The 22,218-nt window shown below is 67.9% G+C and carries 22 protein-coding genes and 2 pseudogenes; 13 read left to right on the top strand and 11 right to left on the bottom strand.

The window, feature by feature from the left end:
- Positions 1-9 precede the first annotated feature (9 nt).
- A complete protein-coding gene (locus L1066_RS22925; RefSeq protein WP_235738687.1) occupies positions 10-387 on the top strand; it encodes a YdeI/OmpD-associated family protein in 378 nt (125 codons plus the stop codon).
- A gap of 379 nt (positions 388-766) precedes the next feature.
- On the opposite strand, the gene L1066_RS22920 is transcribed toward L1066_RS22925, so the two are convergent.
- The 4 genes from L1066_RS22920 to L1066_RS22910 form a co-directional block, all read right to left on the bottom strand.
- The gene (locus L1066_RS22920; RefSeq protein ID WP_235738686.1) at positions 767-1,345 is read right to left on the bottom strand and encodes an NUDIX hydrolase; all 579 of its coding nucleotides are present in this window, start codon (positions 1,343-1,345) and stop codon (positions 767-769) included.
- A gap of 1,086 nt (positions 1,346-2,431) precedes the next feature.
- On the bottom strand, positions 2,432-2,710 hold the full coding sequence (locus L1066_RS27250) for a hypothetical protein (RefSeq protein ID WP_283095585.1): 279 nt from the start codon (positions 2,708-2,710) through the stop codon (positions 2,432-2,434).
- A gap of 1,224 nt (positions 2,711-3,934) precedes the next feature.
- Positions 3,935-4,936, bottom strand: a complete 1,002-nt coding sequence (locus L1066_RS22915; protein ID WP_235738784.1) for a tellurite resistance/C4-dicarboxylate transporter family protein — start codon at positions 4,934-4,936, stop codon at positions 3,935-3,937.
- Positions 4,937-5,086: 150 nt separating this feature from the next.
- A complete protein-coding gene (locus L1066_RS22910) occupies positions 5,087-5,440 on the bottom strand; it encodes a TraR/DksA family transcriptional regulator (RefSeq protein ID WP_235738685.1) in 354 nt (117 codons plus the stop codon).
- Positions 5,441-5,526: 86 nt separating this feature from the next.
- Between L1066_RS22910 and L1066_RS22905 the strand changes: the two genes are divergently transcribed.
- Entirely contained in the window at positions 5,527-6,060 is a 534-nt protein-coding gene (locus L1066_RS22905) for a hypothetical protein (protein ID WP_235738684.1), read from the top strand.
- 11 nt (positions 6,061-6,071) lie between these two features.
- Here the strand turns inward: L1066_RS22905 and L1066_RS22900 are convergent, their stop codons facing one another.
- Positions 6,072-6,686 (bottom strand): TetR/AcrR family transcriptional regulator, encoded by a 615-nt coding sequence (locus L1066_RS22900; RefSeq protein ID WP_235738683.1) that lies wholly within the window; start codon positions 6,684-6,686, stop codon positions 6,072-6,074.
- 142 nt (positions 6,687-6,828) lie between these two features.
- On the opposite strand from L1066_RS22900, the gene L1066_RS22895 reads away from it, so the two are divergent.
- Genes L1066_RS22895 through L1066_RS27240 form a run of 5 tightly spaced genes read left to right on the top strand, consistent with a single transcriptional unit; the run spans position 6,829 to position 10,306 of the window.
- A complete protein-coding gene (locus L1066_RS22895) occupies positions 6,829-7,494 on the top strand; it encodes an SDR family NAD(P)-dependent oxidoreductase (protein ID WP_283095584.1) in 666 nt (221 codons plus the stop codon).
- Positions 7,482-7,616 (top strand): SDR family oxidoreductase, encoded by a 135-nt coding sequence (locus L1066_RS27245; protein WP_312008614.1) that lies wholly within the window; start codon positions 7,482-7,484, stop codon positions 7,614-7,616. Before L1066_RS22895 ends, L1066_RS27245 begins: the two co-directional genes overlap by 13 nt.
- A 9-nt stretch (positions 7,617-7,625) precedes the next feature.
- Positions 7,626-8,753, top strand: coding sequence for a DUF5938 domain-containing protein (locus L1066_RS22890; RefSeq protein ID WP_235738682.1), 1,128 nt, complete (start codon positions 7,626-7,628; stop codon positions 8,751-8,753).
- A gap of 9 nt (positions 8,754-8,762) precedes the next feature.
- A complete protein-coding gene (locus L1066_RS22885) occupies positions 8,763-9,869 on the top strand; it encodes an AMP-binding protein (RefSeq protein WP_312008612.1) in 1,107 nt (368 codons plus the stop codon).
- Positions 9,800-10,306 carry an AMP-binding enzyme gene (locus L1066_RS27240; RefSeq protein WP_283095583.1) on the top strand — a complete coding sequence of 169 codons (507 nt, stop codon included), beginning with the start codon at positions 9,800-9,802 and terminating at the stop codon, positions 10,304-10,306. Before L1066_RS22885 ends, L1066_RS27240 begins: the two co-directional genes overlap by 70 nt.
- 108 nt (positions 10,307-10,414) lie before the next feature.
- Here L1066_RS27240 and L1066_RS28985 read toward each other — a convergent pair.
- From L1066_RS28985 to L1066_RS22865, 4 genes and pseudogenes are all read right to left on the bottom strand, one after another.
- Positions 10,415-10,633: pseudogene (locus tag L1066_RS28985) on the bottom strand (VOC family protein); the annotation flags it as partial.
- Between the two features lie 146 nt (positions 10,634-10,779).
- Positions 10,780-11,565 carry an enoyl-CoA hydratase/isomerase family protein gene (locus L1066_RS22875; protein ID WP_235738681.1) on the bottom strand — a complete coding sequence of 262 codons (786 nt, stop codon included), beginning with the start codon at positions 11,563-11,565 and terminating at the stop codon, positions 10,780-10,782.
- Positions 11,565-12,665 (bottom strand): NAD(P)H-dependent flavin oxidoreductase, encoded by a 1,101-nt coding sequence (locus L1066_RS22870; RefSeq protein WP_235738680.1) that lies wholly within the window; start codon positions 12,663-12,665, stop codon positions 11,565-11,567. Before L1066_RS22870 ends, L1066_RS22875 begins: the two co-directional genes overlap by 1 nt.
- 6 nt (positions 12,666-12,671) lie before the next feature.
- Entirely contained in the window at positions 12,672-14,297 is a 1,626-nt protein-coding gene (locus L1066_RS22865; RefSeq protein ID WP_235738679.1) for an acyl-CoA synthetase, read from the bottom strand.
- A 47-nt stretch (positions 14,298-14,344) separates the two neighbouring features.
- Here L1066_RS22865 and L1066_RS22860 point away from each other — a divergent pair.
- A pseudogene (locus tag L1066_RS22860) lies at positions 14,345-15,138 on the top strand (crotonase/enoyl-CoA hydratase family protein).
- A gap of 90 nt (positions 15,139-15,228) precedes the next feature.
- Here L1066_RS22860 and fadD8 read toward each other — a convergent pair.
- Together fadD8 and L1066_RS22845 are read right to left on the bottom strand one after the other, a co-directional pair.
- Positions 15,229-16,917, bottom strand: coding sequence for a fatty-acid--CoA ligase FadD8 (gene fadD8, locus L1066_RS22850; protein WP_235738677.1), 1,689 nt, complete (start codon positions 16,915-16,917; stop codon positions 15,229-15,231).
- Positions 16,914-17,960 carry an LLM class F420-dependent oxidoreductase gene (locus tag L1066_RS22845; protein WP_235738676.1) on the bottom strand — a complete coding sequence of 349 codons (1,047 nt, stop codon included), beginning with the start codon at positions 17,958-17,960 and terminating at the stop codon, positions 16,914-16,916. Before L1066_RS22845 ends, fadD8 begins: the two co-directional genes overlap by 4 nt.
- 86 nt (positions 17,961-18,046) lie before the next feature.
- Between L1066_RS22845 and L1066_RS22840 the strand changes: the two genes are divergently transcribed.
- The 5 genes from L1066_RS22840 to map all read left to right on the top strand — a co-directional run bounded on the left by L1066_RS22840 (position 18,047) and on the right by map (position 22,126).
- Positions 18,047-19,030 (top strand): Zn-ribbon domain-containing OB-fold protein, encoded by a 984-nt coding sequence (locus tag L1066_RS22840; protein WP_235738675.1) that lies wholly within the window; start codon positions 18,047-18,049, stop codon positions 19,028-19,030.
- Positions 19,031-19,045: 15 nt separating this feature from the next.
- Positions 19,046-19,882 (top strand): thiolase family protein, encoded by an 837-nt coding sequence (locus L1066_RS22835; RefSeq protein ID WP_235738674.1) that lies wholly within the window; start codon positions 19,046-19,048, stop codon positions 19,880-19,882.
- A 213-nt stretch (positions 19,883-20,095) separates the two neighbouring features.
- Positions 20,096-20,425: a thiolase family protein gene (locus L1066_RS22830; RefSeq protein WP_235738673.1), complete on the top strand. Its 330-nt coding sequence runs from the start codon at positions 20,096-20,098 to the stop codon at positions 20,423-20,425.
- Positions 20,395-21,255, top strand: a complete 861-nt coding sequence (locus L1066_RS22825) for a thiolase domain-containing protein (RefSeq protein WP_235738672.1) — start codon at positions 20,395-20,397, stop codon at positions 21,253-21,255. Before L1066_RS22830 ends, L1066_RS22825 begins: the two co-directional genes overlap by 31 nt.
- Before the next feature lie 103 nt (positions 21,256-21,358).
- The gene (gene map, locus L1066_RS22820; protein ID WP_235738671.1) at positions 21,359-22,126 is read left to right on the top strand and encodes a type I methionyl aminopeptidase; all 768 of its coding nucleotides are present in this window, start codon (positions 21,359-21,361) and stop codon (positions 22,124-22,126) included.
- Positions 22,127-22,218 lie beyond the last annotated feature (92 nt).

Raw genomic sequence — 22,218 nt, 5'->3', positions numbered from 1 at the left:
TGTCGACACATGGAAGCCATCGACGGTGAGCCTGTCCTGGACCTGCCCTCCTGGGAGGAGTTCGACGCCTGGCTCGAGCTCCAGCCAGCCGATTCACGTGCCGTGTGGGTGCGGACCGCCAAGAAGTCGTCGCCGTTGACCTCGGTCACTGAGGACGAGATGGTCGACGTCGGCCTCTGCCACGGGTGGGTTTCCGCCGTACGCCGCCGTTGGGACGACGACAGCTACGTCCAGCGTTACACGCGTCGGCGACCACGCAGCAAGTGGTCACGCATCAACATCGCGAAGGTCGAACGGCTCACCGCTGAAGGTCGGATGCGTCCCGATGGCATCGCCGAGGTCGAGGCAGCGAAGGCCGACGGCCGGTGGGACAACCCCTGGACCTGAGACGGGTCAGTCCTGCGGCAGCTGAGGTTGGAAGAAGCTTCCCGCCGGAGGTGCCAGAGACTGAACGCCAGCCCGGTCCACAGCGCCCAGAGCGGAGTGCCGTAGAGCAGTGCGACCGCGAGCCCCGGGACAGAGAATCCGTCGATGGGGAGCACGAGAGCGGCGAGCAGCAGCACGGCACTCCCCCAGATCCATGCGACTGCGTGCAGCACCCGGCGGCCCCGGATGGCCAGCACGAGAACGACCGCGGCGACGTACGCCAGGAGGACGAAGGTGAGCGGGGAGCCCGGCTCACCAGAAGTGCCCGCGCCGGCTCCGACCGCTCCGACCACCCCGAAGGCAGCAGCCAACGACCGGCGATCTGCTGGCGCAAGCTCTGTCATGGCTCTCCTTGGGTCGGGGCGGTCTGGTCAGCGCCAGGCGAAGGTCGGCTGCTCGAGGTCGTCCACCCGCGTCGGATCCCCTCGAGGCCGAGGCGCCGAAGTTGGAGGACCACGGCGCCAGTCGGCGCGTGGATGAGGTCGTTGCCCAAGGGGATCTGCACGACGGGGCGGTCGCTCTCGGGGATGTCGATGAAACGTGGGGAGTCGGCTCGCAGCAGGTTGTGCAGGCCGATCCGGTAGGCAGCCAGCACCTCGTCCGGCGACGGCCGCAGGTCGAGTCGACCGCCACCCCAGAGCACGACCGGGGTGATCACGTAGCCGGAGCGCGTCGGGTAGTCGTCCATGAGTCCCAACACGTCGTCGGGCCCCAGCCGTACGCCGAGTTCCTCGTCGGTCTCGCGGATGGCCGCAGCGATCGGATCCTCTCCCTCGTCGATGCGCCCGCCGGGCAGCGCCCACTGGGCCGGATGGCTTCGCAGTCGTGACGAACGGCGGCAGAGCAGGAAGGCAGCTCCGCCCGACACGTTCTCCATCCGCCCGTCCAAGCCCTGGGAGCCGCCGGGGATCTGGTCCATGTCCCGGATGTCCCACGGAGCCGGATCGACACGGTCCTCCCCACCTCCGAGTCGACGAGGACGATGGCGACCGCTGCATGGCGCCTGCCGTCGGTCGCCGCGGTCCTGCGGAGGTGACCGGCCAGGTTGGCCTGCACCCGCTCGCGCAAGACGTCGTCGTAGGGCAGGGGCGCGGGCACGTCGGGGAGCATGCCGGCCATTGTGGCCCGGACGAAGATCCGCCGGTTCTGCAGGCCCGCAGGATGGTCGTGGCCGAGAGCGCCCCGATCGTGGCCGAGAGCGCTCCGATCGTGGCCGAGAGCGCCCCGATCATGGCCGAGAGCGCTCCGATCGTGGCCGGGTCCCATCCAGGCCCCGACGGTGGGCCTGTCGTCGACCGTAGGCGAGGTGGTGCGCGGCCGGTTGTGGATTGTCCTCGTCCGGACGCTGGGCAACGCTTCCGACCGGCGGCGGGACGACTCCTCCGGCGACGGCGGTGGTGGCAGCGGGCCGGACGGCTCTTCTGTCGTTCCGCTTCCCACGAGCCCGCGGCGGGTGGAGGGCCTCTCAAGCCGTCGCCGTGCTGCCGTCGCCGTGTTGCCGGGGCCTGATGTCAAGGTGGCGTTGTCGGTGCTGTTCGGGGGCTGGGGTCCGGTGCGCGGGTACGGGTTGTCGTCCCCGGCCGGGGCGTGGTGTCGGGGGTCCTTGCCAACCTGACTTCACCAGCCCAGTCAGCGGCCCGGGGGTTCGACAAGATCACGGTGTCGGAGCCTCCTGAAACACTGACCACACCACATCAACCACCCCCGTCGGAACAGGTGAGGAGCAGCGAAGATGACCGGCATCTCAGCAGACACCGCAGCAGTCGACCTGCTGCAGGCTGCCGCCGAGACACTGCACCGACGCCGGCTCGAAGAAGTCGCCGAACTCGAGGTGCTCGCCGCGTGGGCTGATGTCCACTCCGGCGACGGACCTGGGTCCGGTCCGTTGATCCACCCCGGCGGCGAAGGAACACCCGGGGTGCAAGACCACGCCATGGGCGAGATCGCCCTGGCCCGCCACACCGGCGTGATGGCCACCATCAACGCCACCGCCGACGTGTTGGACCTACGCCACCGACTCCCGTCGATCTGGGCCAAAACCCAACACGCCGTCGTGGACGTGTGGGTGGTCCGCAAGATCGCCCGCCTCACCCGCCACCTCCCCCACACAGCAGTCGGTCTGGTCGACACCGCCATCGCCCCCATCCTGGACCGCGAAGGCACCGGACGGATCCTCGACATCACCGCCGCCAAGATCATCGAAGCCGACCCCGACCTCCACAACACCCGCGTCGAAACCGAGAAGAAGCGCCGCTACGTCAACCTCGGCCAAACCGACGAACACGGCCTACGCACCCTCATCGCCCGACTCGAGGCCGGGGACGCCACCTACGTCGAAGCCACCGTCACCCGAGTCGCCGACATCCTCAAAACCCGCCACGACAACCACACCCCCGACGAACTACGAGCCAAAGCACTCGGCTACCTCGCCCGCCCCGCCGAACTCCTCGCACTACTGACCGCGAACACCGACCCCCACGGCAACCTCGACCCCCACCTCCCCCACGACCCCTGGAACCCCACCCCACCCACCGGACCCGAACCCACCGGAACCGAACCCACCGGACGCGGCAACGACTGTGAAGCCGAGCCCACCGAGGACGAGCCGTGCGGCCCCGGCAACAGTTCGCGCGAGGACGAGGACAACAACACCCCCGCAGCCGCACAAACAGGAGCAGCCACGGACGCGGTGATGGGCGCGGTGATGGGTGCGGTGAACGACTTGCCTGGCCACGACCGGCCGTTGAACAAGGCGATCGCGTTCCCCGCCGACCTCCTCGACCGCCTGAGCGAGGTCGACTGGAGCATCCTGCGGCCCAAGCACAGCCTCTACGTCCACCTCCACGAAACAGCCCTGCACGGCACCGTCGGTGTCGCGAGGGTCGAAGGGCTGGGCGCGATGACCCTGGCCCAACTGCACGGCCTCCTCGCCGGCGCGACGGTCACGGTGAAGCCGGTGGTCGACCTCCACGACAAGATCCGTGCCACCGCCTACGAACACCCCGAGTCGTTGAAGGAGCGGGTGCACCTCACCATCGGCGGCGACTACTGGCCCTGGGCCAACTCCACCAACAGACGACTCGACTACGACCACGTCCACCCCTACCAACCCGACCAGCCCGACCAGCCAGCCGGTCCAGGCCGCACCGACGGGCAGACAGGGACCGACAACGCCGGCCCCCTCGGCAGGCGCCACCACCGCTACAAAACCCACGCCGGCTACCGGGCCACACAAACCGGACCCGGCGAATACGTATGGACCACACCCCACCACCAGGCATTCCTCGTCAACCACACCGGCAGCCAGCAGATCGACCCCCAGGTCGCCGAAGCACTCATCAACCGACCCCGATGGCACGAGCAGACACCCCGACCGCCAGCCCACGCACCGCCACCCGACAACGCACCACCCGACCCCTCAACCCCTTCAACCACGCCGCCTGACAAGGCTGGTCTCGACAGGGCCGCTGACGGATGGTCTCGACAAGCTCGACCACCGAGGGTGGTCTCAGGATGCCGGGTCGGGGACCCGCGGCAGCGAGCGCGAGGTGAAGACCGTGTTCGCGAGATGTGTCAGCATCGCCACCATCACCACCAGCCAGATGACGAAGGCGCACCACATGCCTGCGTGGCCGAGGTGCTCCACCACCGGCAAATGGTCGGCTTGGCCGAGATAGATCCCCGCCACGCCATACATGCCGACCGGGAAGACCATGCTCCACAAGGTCGCGTCGTAGCTGAGCGGGATCCGATGACGGACGTGCCGCCACCAACCGGCCGCCACCAACACCGGGATGAGCCAAGTCGCGAACGCCCAGAACATCACCGCCAGACCCGCGATGAGATCCCTCGTCACTGCCACCATGGGGGCGTCCGCCATTTCCACGATGCGAGCACCTGCGAGCACGGTGATCGACAGCGCGCCCATGGCGACCCAATAGGGAGGCGTGAGCTCCTCCGGCCCAAAGGCATAGAGCATCAACCGGAGCGCAACCATGATCCCAGCCGCTGCATAGAGGAAGACCCCTACAGACCAACAGACGACCGCGAGCACCGCGAGCTCGCGACGAGCGTCGTCATACACCGGTTCGATCGTTGCCGCCGACACAGCCACTGACTGACTGGCGACCACCCAGATGAACCACGTTCCGTTGGCCGTGGCGACGACAGGACGGTCGCGCCGCCCCAACACCGCTGTCCACGGCACCACATAACCGAGCACCATCCACGCCAGACCCGCCACGCCGAGCAGGACGGCAGTCGCGACGTACTCACCCTCAAGGCCGAGGCGGACGCCCACCACGTTGGTCGCGGCGACGAAAGTGAAGAAACCGAAGGCGCGGCGCGGGTCGAGGAAGTCATCGACAACCTCGGCGCGAAAGGCGACAACTCGCCAGACGAACAGCACGACCAGAGCGACGTAGGCGACGCCCGCCACCGCCAGCAGCGTCCGAGACAGCGTGGGGTGTCCCATCAGGTCCAACCCCACCGAGATGATCCCGGTGGCCATCACCAAGGCGAAGTAGCCAGGTGTCAGTCCCCTCAGCGCCTGCATGAATCTGTGCTGGAAGGTGTCGGCCACACTCCGATTGTGCCGCCTCACGCGCGCCGCCGCCGAAGGTACGGCGCACCGCGGCTGACGTGCCCCGTTCATCGCTCCTCAGCGCTGCGGCTTCGCGGCGCAGTTGATGCAGGTACGCGCAACTGGCCGGGCCTCAAGGCGTCCTTCGTCGATGGGCTGGCCGCACGTCTCGCAGATTCCGTAGGTGCCGTCGTCGACTCGTCGTTCAGCCGCCTCGATCTCTCCCAACTGCTCGTCCGCCTGGCGGACGAGCGCCCCGATCCGGGAGCGCTCGAAGGCAATGGTCGCGCCTTCGGGGTCATGCTCATCGTCTGCGTTGTCATCCACCGAAGCGGCAACCACTGCATCGAATTCATGCGTCAGGCTGGCTCGCCGCTGACAGGTCTCGTCGCGCTTCATCTCCAGTCGTGCACGTGCGGCGTCGACATCCATGGCCCTCATTGTGCTCCCGGGCCATGATCCGGACGAGACCGTAGGCCCTCCACCTGGCGTTGCTTCACTGCTGGCAGGCTGGCCACGTGACACGCAACTCCCTCATCGGCTCATGGATCATCGAGGCCCTGGCCGCAACCGGCCGGATCGCCTCGCCACTGCAGGTGGCCAAGCACGTCTGGACGCACCACGAACCCGAACTGCGTTCACGCGGCGATCTCTTCTACACGTGGCAACTCGACCTGCACACGGCCGCGGTCGCTCTCGCTGACGACGGCGCACTCTCCATCGAGAAGAACGGCGACTGGAGTCTGTCCGACGACACGCCCTTGCCCGCGCCGGCGCGACGCACCGGGCGCGAGGACGAGATCACGGTCGCCGTTGCGGGCTATCTCGCGATGCTGCAAGCCGAGCACAACGGAGAGGCGCTCAACCGGGATCGGGTGCTCGCCGACATCACCGACAAGACCGGCCGCAGCGGCGACCAGCTGGAATCGATGCTCTCCAACATCTCCCACGTGGTGCAGGAGCACGGCTACCTACCCCTGTCCAGGTTCCGGCCCCGATCCAACGTGCCGCCCGGCGTACGTCCGGCAGTCGCTGCCGCGCTCGCTGGCTGACCACCGCTGGCTCAGCGCGAGAGCAACATCGGCATGAGGGTGTGCACTTCACGCCTCAGTTCGTCGAGCGCTCCCGCCCGATCACAGACATGTCCCAACAGGGCCTGCTGGAAGAGCCCGTCGAGCATTCCGTAGGTCACCCGAGGCGTGAGCGCCGGCTCGCGGCCGGCCAGATCCGCGTAGGTGCTGACAACCCGCCAGACCATCTCCTCGAGCGTCTGGTCGATCTGCAGGACGGCTTCGCGCAGGGTCGCTTCGAACATGCTCTGTGCCCGGAGGTCGTACCAGAGCCGGTGCATCGGCGCCTCGTCGACGATCGTCTGGACCAACTTCGCGGCGAACGCCGCCGCGAGTCCGTCTGCGGTCGTCGCCTCCGCCACCACGTCGTCGTAGCGATGCACGCACGTGGCCTTGTAGTGCCGCACGCAGTAGACGATCAGATCGAGCTTGTCCTCGAAGTAGTAGTGGACGACACCGTGGGAGAACTCCGAGTTGTTGGCGATCTCCCGCAGACTCGCCCGGGCGTAGCCCAGATCGCCCAGCGTGCGCAGGGCCGACTCAGCGAGGGCGCGTCGTCGTTCGTCGTGCTTGTCCGCAGGCGTACGACGAGCAGTGGTGGTCGTCATGGGAGCCGACACTACCCGGCACTTCATGCCCTTGACAGTTGTCCGGCATTTTCCGGTCAAATGTCAAGGAAAGTCTTGACAGTCGTCAAGTAAACAGAGTTGTGTGGCGCACATCACCCCTGAGTCGAAGGAGATCGCTCCCATGACCGAACCCCAACTGTCCGGCCGAAAGGCGTTGGTGACGGGCGGCGCCCAAGGCCTGGGCAAGAAGTTCGCGGAGTTCCTCACCGCCGCCGGTGCCACCGTCGCCATCGCCGACGTGCAGGACGAGAAGGGCCAGGAGGTCGCCTCGTCGATCGGTGGTCCGTTCGTCCACCTCGACGTGACCGACGATGCCTCGTGGGACTCGGCCGTCACCGCGGCAGTCGAGCAACTCGGCGGCCTCGACATCCTCGTCAACAATGCCGGCATCGAGATCGCAGGCCTGTTCCTCGACCTGGACCCCGAGGTGCTGAGGCGGATCTTCGACGTCAACGTGGTCGGCACGTCCCTCGGCATCAAGCACGCCTTCCGCGCCATGGGCCCCGGCGGCGCGGCCGGCCACGGCGGCGTCGTCATCAACATCTCCTCCGTCGCCGCCACCATCGCCTTTCCCGCCCTCTCCGCCTACTCTGCGTCCAAGTCCGCAGTCGACCGCCTCACCCGGGTGGCCGCCATGGAGAGCGGCAAGTTGGGCCTCGGCGTACGCGTCAACTGCATCTATCCCGGCCTGGTGCCCAACGAGATGGGCGCCGGTCTCGCCAATGAGATGACGACGCTCGGGCTGTTTCCCTCCCCGAGGAGGCCGTCGGCGGCGTGGTCGAGCTGACACCGTCGGGCCGGCTGGCCACTGAGGAGGAGATCGCGGACGCGGTCGTCTTCCTGGCCTCGGACAACGCCAAGTTCATCAACGGCGCCGGCCTCGCGGTCGACGGCGGAATGGGAATGTGAGGAGACAACATGAGCAGCAAACCCGTCATCGTCTACGGCGCCTCCGGCTACACCGGTCGGCTGGTCTGTGAATACCTGCGCGAGTTCGGCGTCCCCTTCGTCGCCGCCGGACGCAGCGCCGACAAGCTGACCGCCTCGATGGAGTCGAGCGTCGCCGGCATCGAGACCGCCGACTACGAGGTCGTCCAGGTGGATCACGACGTCGCCGCCCTCACTGAGCTCTTCCGTGACGCCTCCGTCGTCTGCAACACCGTCGGACCGTTCAGCAAGCACGGCCCTGTCGTCGTCGAGGCCTGCCTCGCCGCTGGGACGCACTACCTCGACACCACGGGTGAACAGGACTGGCTGATCACCTGCGAGGAGAAGTACGGCGCGGACTTCGCCGCCGCCGGGCTGCTGCTCTCCCCTGGCCTGGCGCAGATGTACACCACCGGCGAGATCGCCGCCGAGTTGTGCTTGGAGCGCCCCGGCCTCGACACCCTCGACATCGCCGTGTTCTGGGGCGGTTCGCCGACCATCGCCTCGACCCAGACCATCCTCGTCAACGCCGCCACCTCGCGCGCCCACTACCTCCAGCAGAACGAGTACGTCGAGTTCGACCCCGCGCAGGGTCTGGTGCCCCTCGTCGTACCCGGTCAGCACGAACTCGCTCAGTCACTGCCGTGGGGCGGCACGTCGCACCCGGTCTGGTATCGCAAGGACCCGCGCGTCGCCAACTGCAAGGCCCAAGGCGGAGTGTTCAACGCCGCGCTGATGCACGGAGTCCCGCAGATCGTCGCTGGAGCACTCGAAGCAACCAAGGACATGTCCGAGGCCGAGCGTGACGCAGCACTGACCGAGACCGCGGCCCAGGTCATGAACCAGATGCCCCCTCGGGAGAACCCGCGGCTCAACAAGTCACTCGACTCCGTGCATGCCTCCGGCCCACTCGGTCGTGCGCACTGCGTGATCCACGGCAACCAGAACTACAAGCAGACCGGCCTCCTGCAGGCGTACGCGGCGTACTCGTTGCTCCAGCAACCGCCTCTCCGCACCGGTTTCGCCTCCGGCTGCAAGGCCTTCGGCCACCGGGAGCTGCTCGGTCAACTGCGCGCGTTCGGCCTCGTCGCCGAACCCGTCCTGACCATCGACGGCTGAGGAGGGACGGTGCGGCTGATCGACTACCTCGACAAGGGCGCGTCGTTGGGGATCGACGCACCCTGTCTGGTCTGCGACGGGCAGACGTGGACCTACGGCGACACGCAGGCACTCGCCGGGCAGATCGCCTCCGCCCTCGCGGCACGGGGCGTCGCGGCGGGCCAGAAGGTGGCAATCCTCTCCGCCAACGACCCGATCGCCTTCACCAGCGTCTTCGGGATCAGCCGCGCCGGCGCCGTGTGGTGCCCCATCAACCCGCGCAACGAAGCCAGCGAGAACCGGGACCTGCTCGAGCTCTTCGAATGCACTGCCCTCATCTTCCAGGCTGCATTCATCGACCTGGTCGACCAGATCCGCGGTGACCTGCCGGGACTCACGACCCTGGTGTGCCTCGACGAGGCGCCGGAGTGGGCCCTCGGCTGGGACGACTTCCTTGCGGCCGGGACCGAGGAGGTCGACCGTCCTGCTGATGACGACCTGGCCATGATCGTCGGCACCGGTGGCACCACCGGACGCCCCAAGGGCGTGATGCTCACCGGCGCCAACCTGGAGACGATGACCGCGATCACCCTGATGGGCTATCCGTGGCCGGATCCGCCCGAGCGACCCGTCTACCTGGCCCTCGCGCCGCTGACCCACGCAGCCGGGGTGCTGTGCTTCCCCGTGCTCGCCTCGGGAGGCTCGGTGGTCGTGATGCGCAAACCTGAAGTCGGAGAATTCCTCCAGGAAATCGGCGACCATCGGGTGAGCCACACCTTCTTGCCACCCACGTTGATCTACATGGTGCTGGACCACCCTTCGCTGAAGGCCGCGGACCTCTCGAGCCTTCAGTGTTTCTGGTACGGCGCGGCACCGATGTCCGCGCGCCGGCTCGAGGAGGCGCTCACCCGGATCGGCCCCGTGATGGCGCAGCTCTTCGGCCAGACCGAGGCACCGATGATGATCTCGACGATGGCCCCCGTGACCACTTCCACCCCGACGGCTCCATCGCCACCGAGCGACTGTCGTCGGCGGGCCGACCGGCCCCACTCGTCACCCTCGCCATCATGGCCGACGACGGCAGCCAGCTGCCGCCGGGTGGGCGGGGCGAGATCGTGGTTCGGAGCTCCCTGGTGATGCGGGGCTACTTCAAGAACCCCGAGGCCACGGCCGAGGCATCGGCGTACGGCTGGCACCACACAGGCGACATCGGGTACGTCGACGAAGAGGGTTTCCTCCACGTCGTCGACCGCGCGAAGGACATGGTGATCACCGGTGGCTTCAACGTCTACTCCACCGAGGTCGAGCAGGCCCTGATGTCGCACCCGGCCGTCGCGGACTGCGCCGTCATCGGCCTGCCGGACGACAAGTGGGGCGAGCGGCTCACCGCCGTCCTCCAGCTCCGGCCCGGTCGGGCCGTGAGTCCCGAGGAGGTCCGGGCCTTCGTGAAGGAGCGCATCGGCAGCGTCAAGACGCCCAAGCAGATCGAGGTCTGGGAGGACCTCCCGCGGTCCAAGGTCGGCAAGGTGTTGAAGACCGACATCAAGGCGAAGTTGTCCGAGCAGGCACGCTGACCAGGAGGGCCGCCGAGCTCGGGCCGGCAGTACCTCACAGTGCCAGGTCCCGGCGAACGGTCCGCAGAGGCGAGTTCCGCGTGACGCAGAACGGAAGCCCCCGGGCGAGCGCAACGTAGCCCAACGGTCATGGCCAGCGACGATCTCGGCTCCCAGGTCCAAGGCCCCGGCCGCCATCGCCCCCGGGGAACCCGCCTCAAGATCCAGGTGAACCCGCGGCGGCCCATCGATGCGTTGGAGCTGGACATAGGGCGCACCCTGCGGCGGCTCGAAGCTCTGCAGCTCCGGATGCCCGGGCCAAGGAGCACCGACCGGCCAGCCCAGCACTTACGCCCAGAACCCGCCGACCGCCATGTGCTGGTCGGCAGGGACGTCGACAAACGCATGCACCCAAGCCATGCCCTCAGGCTAACGCTTGGAGGCAGGCGTCACTCCTCCACGGAGCGGCCACACGGCCCCGTGCCCGGACGGCGTCACCACCCCGCAGGCAACCCCGTGAAGTCCGGCTCCCGCCCCTCGGCGAAGGCGGTCAGCGCCTCGATGTTGGCAGGGCCGCCCATCAGCTCCGCGAAGCACCCGTTCTCACGGTCACGTGCCTCCCGGATGGCCTGCCGGTGCGGCTCGGTCATGGTGCGCTTGACCGCGAGCAGGCTGGAGATCGGGCGTGCGGCCAGCACCTCTGCGTGCTGACGTGCGGTGGCCAGCAACGCGTCTGGTTCACAGACCTTCCAGACCAAACCCATGTCCAGGGCCTCCTCCGGTGAGATCCACTCGGCCGACAGCAGCACCCACGCGGCATTCTGCCGACCGATCAGCTGCGGGAACAACAGGCTCGAGGCGGCCTCGGGTGCCACCCCGAGGCTCGTGAACGGGCACTTGAACTTCGCCCGGGTGGACACGAAGGCCAGGTCGGCGAACCCGAGGATCGTCGTACCGATGCCCAGGCCGAGCCCGTTGACCGCCACCACGAGTGGCTTCGGGAAGTCGACGAGGGCGTCCAGGAACCCGGTGAAACCGTGCTTGCCCGGCACGAACGCTGGATCGGTGGCCCGGGCGTGCATCTCCACCAGGTCCGTGCCGGCACTGAAGGCCCGGCCGGCTCCGGTCAGGAGTACGACGGCGACGGAGTCGTCGGCGGCCGCAGCCAGCAGCGCCTCCGCAGTGGCGTCGTACAGCTCTTCGTTGAACGCGTTCAGCGCGTCCGGACGGTTGAGCGTGATCGTCCGGACCCGCTGGGCGTCCTCGATGGCGAGGACCATCAACGGCCCAACTTGGTCAGGCGGTCGACCGTCTCTTCGTATTCACGGATGAGGTCGGCCATGACGTCGGCGACCGGGCGAACCTCATTGGTGCGGCCGACGATCTGGCCGGCCGGCATCGAGATGGTGTCGGGGTTGTCGCCGGAGTTCATCCGGTTGTGCGCGTCGGCCACGAGCAGGTTCTGCAGCGGCATCGGCAACGGCTCGGGAGCCTCCTCGGTCTCCCAGGCCTCGGTCCACTTCGTCTTGAGCAGCCGCGCAGGCTTGCCGGTGTAGACGCGGGTGCGGACCGTGTCGCCGGAGCCGGCCTGGAGCAGGGCGTCACGGATGCCGGCGCCTGCGGAGAGGTCGTACTCCTCCACCGTCAGCCAGAGCGAGCCGGTCCACGCCCCTTGGGCGCCGAGGGCCATTGCGGCCGCCACCTGGCGACCCGATCCGATGCCTCCCGCAGCGAGCACCGGCACGTCGGGGCCGACCGCGTCGACGATCTCGGGCGTGAGCACCATACCGGCGATCTCGCCGGTGTGACCGCCCGCCTCGTATCCCTGGGCGACGATGATGTCGACGCCGTTCCTGACGTGCGAGAGCGCGTGCTTGGCGGCGCCGGCCAGCGCCGCCACCTTCACTCCCGCAGCGTGTGCCTGCTCGATGACGTCCACCGGCGGCGAACCCAACGCGTTGGCGATCAGCACCGGTCGGTGCGCGAGCGCGACGTCGACGTGCGAGCGGGCCACGGAGTGCAACCAACCCAGCACGCCCTCGCGCCCCTCACCTTCGGGCAGCGGCGGTACGCCGAGTTGTTGCAGCGTCCGCTCCACGAAGGAGAGATGCTCCGCCGGGATCATCTCCTTGAGGTCGACGGCCTTGCCCTCGGTGGGGATCTTCATGGGCATGACCACGTCGACGCCGTAGGGCTTGCCGTCGGTGTTGTCGTCGAGCCAGTCGAGGGTCTTGTCCAGCTCATCGGAGTCGTTGAACCGGACCGCGCCGAGCACCCCGAGACCCCCGGCCCTGGAGACGGCCGCAGCGACCTTCTCCGAGGGAGTGAAGGCGAAGATCGGGTACTCGATGCCGAACATCTCACAGATGGGACTACGCATGTCAGGTCACTCCTTGCCGTCGCGGTCGGCCAGAGCGAACTCCTTGGCCTGGGGGTACTGCGCCTTGCCGGTGGCGTTGCGCGGGATCTGGGGGACGATCGTCAGCCCCCGCGGCAGCTTGTAGCCCGACAGGTGCGCGCGCAGGTAGTCACGCAGTTCGTCGAGTTCGAGGCTCGCATCGTCACGGAGCTCGACCACCGCGTGGACACTCTGGCCGTACTTCTCGTCGGGCAGACCGACCACGAGCACGTCGTACACGGCGGCGTGCCCCTTGACGGCCATCTCGACCTCCTCGGGATAGACCTTCTCGCCGCCGGTGTTGACGCAGTTGGAGCCGCGCCCGAGCAGGGTGAGTCGGTTGCCCTCCTCGATCCGGGCGTAGTCACCGGGAATCGAGTAACGGACGCCGTCGATCTCGATGAAGGTCTTCGCCGACTTCACCGGGTCCTTGTAGTAGCCGACCGGGACGTGGCCCGCCCGCGCGGTGCGACCCGTCTTGCCGACGTCGGTGGCCGGGTCGAGGATGTTGTCGTCATCGTCGATCACCACCGAGCCGTGGCCGATCGTGACGACGGGGCCGTCGGTGGACAGCGCACTGGCGTCCTGGAGACCGGTGCCCTGGAAGCCGGTCTCCGACGAGCCGACCGAGTCGGTGAAGACCGCGTTGGGGAACTTCGCCATCCAGCGTTCCTTGACCGCCTTGGAGAAGATCGCGGCGCTGCTGGCGATGGCGAAGAGGCTCTGGCCGTCGAAGCCGCCCTCCTCGTAGGCCTCGATCAGGGGACGGGCCATGGCGTCGCCGGTCATGAAGATCATCTGCACCTTGTGCTCGTCGATGAGCTCCCAGGTGCGGACCGGGTCGAACTTCGGCTCCATGATGGTGAGCTGGCCGGCGAAGAGGTGCATGAGCAGGCTGGCCTGCGCGCCACCATGCATCAGCGGACTGAGCGGCAGAGTGATCAGGCTGGCGCCCTCGGCCGCGGCCTTGGACTGGTCGAACTCGCCCTTGAGCTCGCCGGTCATGAAGTCGACGCCGCCGCCGAGAACCCGCCAGAAGTCCTCGTGACGCCACATGACGCCCTTCGGGAAGCCGGTGGTGCCCCCGGTGTAGATGATGTGGATGTCATCAGCGCTCCGCTCGCCGAAGTCGCGGACGTCGCTCTGCCCGGCCATGGCGTCCTCGAGCAGCACCCCGCCGTACGCACTGACATCGCTGGCGTCGTCCGGCTCCAGCGAGTTCGGTACGGCGACGATCGTCTTGAGCTTCTCGAACTTCGGCGCGACCTGGCCCACCAGGTCGGCGTACACGCGATCGTGGACCAGACCGACGAGATCAGCGTTGTCGAAGAGGTAGTCGAGCTCGCCCGCGACGTAGCGGTAGTTGACGTTGATCGAGACAGCTCGCACCTTGAGGATCGCGATGAGCGCGATCACGTGCTCGATGCTGTTCTTGGAGTAGAGCCCGACGTGGTCACCGGCCCCGATCCCCTGGGAGGCGAAGTAGTGGGCGAGCTGGTTGGCCTGGCGCTCCAGCTCGGCAAAGGTGATCGTGTCTTCACCCACCTGCACCGCGAGGCGGTCGGGAACGGCGTCGACGGCGTGTTCGAAGAGATCAGCAATGTTGAGTGCCATGCATCACAGACTAGAACACGTTCTCGTTTTGGGCTAGCGTTTCCCGCATGTCAAACGAAGCCCCGCACGCACTGGTGGAACTGGTCGATCACAAGCTGGTTGTCACGCTGAATCGCCCCGAGGCGCGCAACGCGCTCTCCGGCGAGATGCTGCAACTCATGGAGCAGGCGTGGGAACGCGCCAACACCGATCCGGAGGTCCGGGTCGTCATCCTCACCGGCGCTGGCGGCGCCTTCTGCGCAGGTGCGGACCTCAAGGCGATGTCGAAGGATTCACCGGGTGACAAGTTCGAGTCCGGCACCTTTGACCCGAGCATCATCAAGGCCCTCCTCAAGGGCTACCGACTCAACAAGCCGCTCATCGCGGCGGTCGAGGGTGCTGCCATCGCCGGCGGGACCGAGATCCTCACCGCCACCGACATCCGTATCGCCGGCGAGTCCGCGCGCTTCGGCGTCTCCGAGGCGAAGTGGAGCCTCTATCCGCTCGGCGGCTCCGTCGTCCGACTCCCCGCCAGGTGCCCTACACCGTCGCCATGGACCTGCTGCTCACCGGACGCCACATCAAGGCGCACGAGGCGAAGGAGATCGGTCTCATCGGTCACGTCGTTCCCGACGGCGAGGCGCTGGCCAAGGCACACGAGATCGCCGACCTGATCTGCGCCAATGGCCCGTTGTCGGTGCAGGCCATCCTCAAGACCGTCCGCGACTCCGAGGGGCGCCACGAGGACGACTGCTGGAAGGACGACGCCCTCGTCGGCGCGAAGGTCTTCTCCAGCGACGACGCCAAGGAGGGGCCCCGCGCCTTCGCGGAGAAGCGCAAGCCGAACTTCCAGGGCCGCTGACCCACCCCGCGAACCTTCAGTTGGAAGCGTCGAACCTTCAGTTGGGTCACCCCAACTGAAGGTTCGACTGATCTGAGTGAAGGTTCGCGGTCAGCCGACGGTGCGGTCGTGCCCTTCCCAGAACCGGGCGCGGAGCGCCTTCTTGTCGGGCTTGCCCAAGCCGGTCAGGGGCAGCGCGTCGACGCCGATCACCTGCTTGGGCGCCTGGACGGACCCCTTGCGCTCCTTCACCATCTCCTGGATCTGGGTCACCACCTCGTCCGTGAGCTCGTGACCCTCGCGTACGACGACCACGGCAGTCACCGCTTCGCCGAACTTCTCGTGCGGAGTCCCGATGACGCTGACCTGGGCGATCGCCGGGTGCTCGGCAACGACGTCCTCGACCTCACGAGGGAAGACGTTGAAGCCGCCGCTGACGATCATGTCCTTGGTGCGGTCGACGATGTACCAGAAGCCGTCATCGTCCTCACGGGCGATGTCACCGGTGCGCATCCAGCCGTCGCGCCAGGTTTCGGCCGTCTGTTCCGGGAGACCCCAGTAGCCCCCGGAGACCAGCGGCCCCGCGACGCAGATCTCCCCCGGTTCACCGACCGGCACTCGGTTGCCCTGCTCGTCGAGCAGTTCGGCGCGCGCCAGCGCGGCCGGGCGGCCGCAGGAGGTGAGGCGGTCGAGCACCGGCTTGCCGGAGGCGTCCACGTGATCGCCCTTGGCGAAGTAGGTGATGGCCATCGGCGCCTCGGACTGCCCGTAGTACTGCGCGAAGATCGGACCGAGACGCTCGATCGCCTCCTTCAGCCGCACTGGGTTGATCGCGGAGGCGCCGTAGTAGACCGTCTCCAGAGACGAGAGATCGCGGGTGCGGCTGTCAGGGTGGTCGAGCAGCGCGTAGAGCATCGTCGGCACCAGCATGATCGAGTTGATCCGCTTCTCCTCGATGGTGGCCAGCACCTCGGCGGGATCGAAGCGGGAGGTCACGAACAAGGTGCCGCCCTTGATCACCACCGGCACGAAGAAGGCGGCGCCCGCGTGGGAGAGCGGCGTACACATCAAGAAGCGCGGCTCCTGCGGCCACTCCCACTCGCTCAGCTGGATCGACGTCATCGTGTTCATCGCCTGGGCGAGGCCGATCACGCCCTTCGGCCGGCCCGTCGTGCCGCCGGTGTAGGCCAACGAGACGATGTGGTCGGGCGGCAACAGCTTGGCCTGAAGTTCACCGGGCTGTCGCCCGGCGGCCGTTGCCACGATGTCAGCAGTGGTGCGTCCGGTTGCCTCGGCGGCGGCGGCCAGTTCCTCGGGCACCGGGCCGATGGTGAGCACCTGGGTGAGTTGCGGGCACAGCTCAAGGAGCTCGATCGCCCGCGCCGCGAAGTAGGGGTCGACCACCAGGACGGTGATCTCTGCGTCGTTGATGACGTAGGCGTGGTCAGCCGCTGAGCCGAGTGGATGCAGCGAGACCCGTCGAAAGCCCTGGGTCTGACCGGCGCCGAGGATGAAGAGCACCTCCGGACGGTTGAGCGCCAGGAGTGCACCGGACACACTGGAACCGGCATCGAGATCCTCGAAGGCCTGGATGTACTGGCTGATCCGCGACGACACGTCGCCACCGGCGAGGGCCACGTCGCCCAGCTCGATGATCGGGCGGTCACGGTGGCGCCGCAGGGCGTCGACCATCAGGTGCCCGTTGTGCGTGGGCCAGCGCAGGGTCTCGTTGCCGGGGAGCTCGACCGCGAGCGAGCCGACCTCCTTGGGGTGCCTCGGCGCCTCCCGATCCTCGCTCACGCGACCACCTCCGCAACCTGGCGCACCTCGTCTGCCGATCGCAGGCTCAGCAACAACGTCGTCACTCCGGTCTCCTCCCATTGTGCGACCCGCTCCCTCACGAAGCCGGCGTCGCCGATGATGTGCATGTCGTCCACCAGCTCGTCGGGGATCAGCGTGGTGGCCTTGTCCTTCTGGCCGGTCAGGTAGAGCTCCTGCACCTCGTCGGCGAGCTCGCCGTACCCCATCCGCTCGAAGACGTTCTTGTGGAAGTTCGCCTCCTTGGCCCCCATCCCGCCCATGTAGAGCGAGATCGAGGGTTTCAACGCGTCAATGACCGCCTGCTTGCTCGCGCCGTTGTCGGGGGTGATGGCCAGATGGCAGGTGGCGGCGATCTCGAAGTCGGCGCGGGTACGCCGAGCCCCCGGTCGCGCGAAGCCCTCGTCGAGCCACGGCTGATACATCGCGGCCGACTTCGGGGTGTAGAAGATCGGGATCCACCCGTCGGCGATCTCGGCGGTCTGGGCGACGTTCTTCGGCCCCTCCGCACCGAGCCAGATCGGCAGATCCGCACGCAGCGGGTGCACGATCGACTTCAGGGGCTTGCCCAGGCCTGTCGATCCGGGTCCGGCGTAGGGAAGCTGATAGACGTCACTGCCAGAGGTCACCGGGGCCTGACGAGCCAGGACCTGGCGGATGATGTCGACGACCTCGCGGGTGCGTGCCAACGGCTTCGCGTAGGGCTGGCCGTACCAACCCTCCACGACCTGCGGACCGCTCACCCCCATGCCCAGGATCACCCGGCCACCGGTCAGGTGGTCGAGAGTGAGGGCGTGCATGGCGATCGAGGTCGGCGTCCGCCCCGACATCTGCACGATCGAAGTGCCGAGTCGCACCCTCTCGGTGTCGCTGCCCCACCACGCCAACGGGGTGAACGCGTCGGAGCCCCATGCCTCAGCTGCAAAGATGGCATCGAAACCGGACGTTTCGGCGGCGGCAACGAGTTCACCCACGCCGGTCGGGGGCTGGGCGCCCCAGTAGCCGAGTTGCAGGCCGAGCTTCATCTGGTTCCTCCTGGCGGTGAGATGCTTGTCACCAACACTAGAACATGTTTCACTTCGGAGCCATGACCTCCTCTCAAAGCAGAACCTTGAGTGCTCCGGTCCGGGTGAGCTTCGACTACACACGATCGACGGGCCCGGTGCTCGGTCGGTTCCTCGAGGGGCTCCGCGACCGTACCGTGGTCGCGGGCCGTACCTCGGACGGCCGTGTGATCACTCCCCCGCTGGAGTACGACCCGATCAGCCATGGCGCCACGACCGAACTGGTCCGGGTGGCCGACACCGGCACCGTCAGCTCCTGGACCTGGTGTCCCGAGCCCGTCGAGGGCCAGCCCCTCGACCGGCCCTTCGCCTGGGCCCTCGTGACGCTCGACGGCGCGACCGAGCCGATGCTGCACGCCCTCGACGTCAGCTCTCCCGCCGACGTGCACACCGGCCAGCGGGTGCGGATCCGCTGGGCGGAGGAGCGCACCGGTGTCATCACCGACATTGCCTGCTTCGAGCCCAGCGACACGCCCCCGGCTCCGGGCATGCCCCAACCGTTCGAGACGCTCACGGCGCGAGACGCCGTCACCGCTTCCGGCCCCGGCGAGTCCACCCCGACCGTCATCACTCCGGTCGCACTCGACTACGTCTATGCCGCCAGCCCGGAGGAGAGCGCGTTCTTCCGGGGTCTCGCCGAAGGTCGCATCCTCGGGCAGCGGTGCCCGGCCTGCGACAAGGTCTACGTGCCGCCCCGCGGCGCCTGCCCGACAGACGGCGTACCCACCGCCGAAGAGGTGGAGCTCTCCCAGCGCGGCACCGTCACCACCTTCTGCGTGGTCAACGTGCCGTTCCTGGGGCAGCAGATCAAGCCGCCGTACGTGTCTGCCTACATCCTGCTCGACGGCGCAGACATCGCCCTGCAGCACCTGATCCTCGACATCCCCGCTGACGAGATCCGCATGGGCATGCGGGTCGAGGCCGTGTGGAAGCCACGCGACGAGTGGGGCACCACGATCGAGAACATCAGCCACTTCCGGCCGACGGACGAACCCGACGCCGACTACGACACCTACAAGCACCACCTCTGAGAAAGGAGCCTGCACATGCGTGACGTCGCAGTTGTCGGGTACGCCCAACGACAGACAGCAGAGTTCGACGGCTCCCCCACCATGGTGGAGGTGCTCGTCCCGATCTTCCAGGAGCTCTACGAGAAGACCGGACTCGCCAAGGGCGACATCGGTTTCTGGTGCTCCGGCTCCTCGGACTACCTGGCCGGTCGTTCGTTCTCGTTCGTCCAGTCCGTCGACGCGATCGGCGCACTGCCACCGGTGAACGAGTCGCACGTCGAGATGGACGCCGCTTGGGCCCTCTACGAGGCATGGTTGAAGATCCAGACCGGCGAGGTCGACACCGCCCTGGTCTACGGCTTCGGCAAGGCCTCCGCCGGCACCCTGCGCCGGACCATGACCCTCCAGCTCGACCCCTACACGATGACCCCGCTGTGGCCCGACACCGTCTCCCTCGCCGGCCTCCAGGCACGGCAGGGCATCGACGCGGGCCTGTGGTCGGAGCAGGACATGGCCGAGGTGGCCCAGCGTTCGCTGACCGACGCCGAAGGCAACGAGCACGCGGTCCGCAAGGGCGGATCGTCCGTCGAGGAGCTCCTCGACCGCCCGTTGTACGCCGACCCGTTGCGCAAGCACGACATCGCCCCCGTGACCGACGGAGCGGCGGCGATCGTGCTGGCAGCCGGCGACGTGGCCCGCCGTGTGCACGAGCGTCCGGCGTGGATCACGGGACTGGCCCACCGCATCGACCCGCTCCACCTCGGTGCCCGCAACCTCACCGAGGCCCCCTCGGTACGACGCGCTGCGGCCGACCTCGACCTCGAGGGGTGCAGGTCGCAGAACTGCACGCGCCCTTCTCCCACCAGGAGCTGATCCTGCGCCGGGAGCTCGGCCTGGGTGCCGACGTACGCATCAACCCCTCGGGGGCGCACTCGTCTCGAACCCGCTGTTCACCGGTGGCCTCAACCGGATCGGCGAGGCCGCGCGGCAGATCTGGGACGGCGGCGTCGACAAGGCGCTCGCGCACGCCACCTCGGGCCCGGCCCTGCAACAGAACCTTCTCTGCGTCTTGGATGGGAGCAACTGATGGCCAAGCAGCCGGCCGCCGTGATCGGTGTGGGACAGACCCACCACCGGGCCAAGCGCGACGACGTCTCCATCGCGGGACTGTGCCGAGAGGCGATCGACCGGGCCCTCGCCGATGCTGGTGTGGGCTTCGACGACATCGACGCGATCGTCGTCGGCAAGGCCCCGGACCTGTTCGAGGGCGTCATGATGCCCGAGCTCTATCTCGCCGAGGCCCTGGGGGCTGCCGGGAAGCCGCTCATCCGGGTGCACACCGCAGGTTCGGTGGGGGCTCGACGGCGATCGTCGCGGCCTCCCTGGTGCAGGCCGGGGTGCACAAGCGGGTGCTGACGGTCTCCTTCGAGAAGCAGTCGGAGTCCAACGCGATGTGGGCGCTCTCGGTGCCGGTGCCGTTCATCATGCCGGTCCATGCCGGTGCTGGCGGCTACTTCGCACCGCACGTGCGCTCCTACATCCGCCGCTCCGGCGCACCGAGTCACATCGGTGCCATCGTGGCCGCCAAGGACCGCACCAACGCGCTCAAGAACCCCTACGCGCACCTGCACAACGAAGGCACCACGGTCGAGTCGGTCCTGGCCTCCACGATGCTGTGGGACCCGATCCACTACGACGAGACCTGCCCCTCCTCCGACGGCGCCTGCGCCATGGTCATCGCCGACGCCGACACCGCGTCGTCGATCGCGAACCCGGCGTGGATCCACGGCACCGTCATGCGCTCGGAGCCGACCACCGCCTCCGAGCGCGACCAGGTGAACCCGCGTGCCGGCCGCGAAGCTGCTGCCGCGCTGTGGAAGCAGGCCGGCATCACCCATCCCCTCGAGGAGATCGACGCGGCGGAGATCTACGTGCCGTTCGCGTGGTTCGAGCCGATGTGGATGGAGAACCTCGGCTTCGCGGCCGAGGGCGAGGGCTGGAAGCTGACCGAGTCCGGTGCAACGGCGATGACGGGCAAGCTGCCGGTGAACTCCAGTGGCGGCGTACTCTCCTCCAACCCGATCGGCGCCTCGGGCATGCTCCGCTTCGCCGAAGCCGCGCTGCAGGTGCGCGGCGCTGCCGGTGAGCACCAGATCGACGGCGTACGTCGCTCCTTGGGTCACGCCTACGGCGGCGGATCGCAGTTCTTCGCGATGTGGGTGCTGGGCAAGGACAAGCCTGCCTGAGCACTCCTCTGGACGCCTCGTGGCCACGACGCCCTCACGCCGTGGTCACGGGGCGTCCGCCCCATTTCGGCGGGCGTGTCTCGACGGGCTTAGGCTCGACCGCATGATCGAGCTCCGCACTCCAGCACAGATCGACGAGATGCGTCCTGCCGGGCGCTTCGTCGGTGAGGTCCTCACCGCGCTCGCTGCGAAGGCAGATGTCGGCGTCAACCTGCTGGAGCTCGACGAGCTGGCCCACCAGATGATCCGCGATCGCGGCGCGGAGTCGTGCTACATCGACTACCACCCTTCCTTCGGCGCCTCTCCCTTCGGCAAGGTGCTGTGCACGTCGGTCAACGACGCGGTGCTGCACGGGCTCCCCCATGACTACGTGCTCGCCGACGGCGATCTGGTGAGTCTCGACTTCGCCTGCGCGGTCGACGGCTGGGTCTCGGACTCCGCGCTCTCCGTGGTCGTGGGCACACCCCGGCCGGAGGACGTCGCGCTGATCGACACCACCACACGCGCGCTGGACGCCGGCATCGCCGCGGCCCGCGCGGGCAACAAGATGGGGGACATCTCCGCAGCGATCGGTTCGGTCGCGCGCGAGGCCGGGCTGAAGGTCAACCTCCAGTTCGGCGGCCACGGCGTCGGCCGCACCATGCACGGTGACCCGCACGTGGCCAACGACGGCCGCCCCGGCCGCGGCTATCCGCTGAAGCCGGGTCTCGTGATCGCGATCGAGCCGTGGTTCCTGCACACGACCGACGAGATCTACACCGACAAGGACGGCTGGACGCTGCGCTCCGCCGACGGCTCCCGTGGTGCCCACATGGAGCACACCATCGCCATCACCGAGGACGAGCCCATCATCCTCACCGAGCGCACCTGATCGTCGCGGATGCCGGGAACCGAGACGAGGAATATTCCGTCCGAAGGTGGACATGATCTCCCCAACTCGGACTTTCGGAGGATCCCGTGCAC

The sequence above is a fragment of the Nocardioides alcanivorans genome, assembly GCF_021555175.1.
Classification (GTDB): domain Bacteria; phylum Actinomycetota; class Actinomycetes; order Propionibacteriales; family Nocardioidaceae; genus Nocardioides; species Nocardioides alcanivorans.
This window is presented reverse-complemented; position numbering and strand designations above follow the sequence as displayed.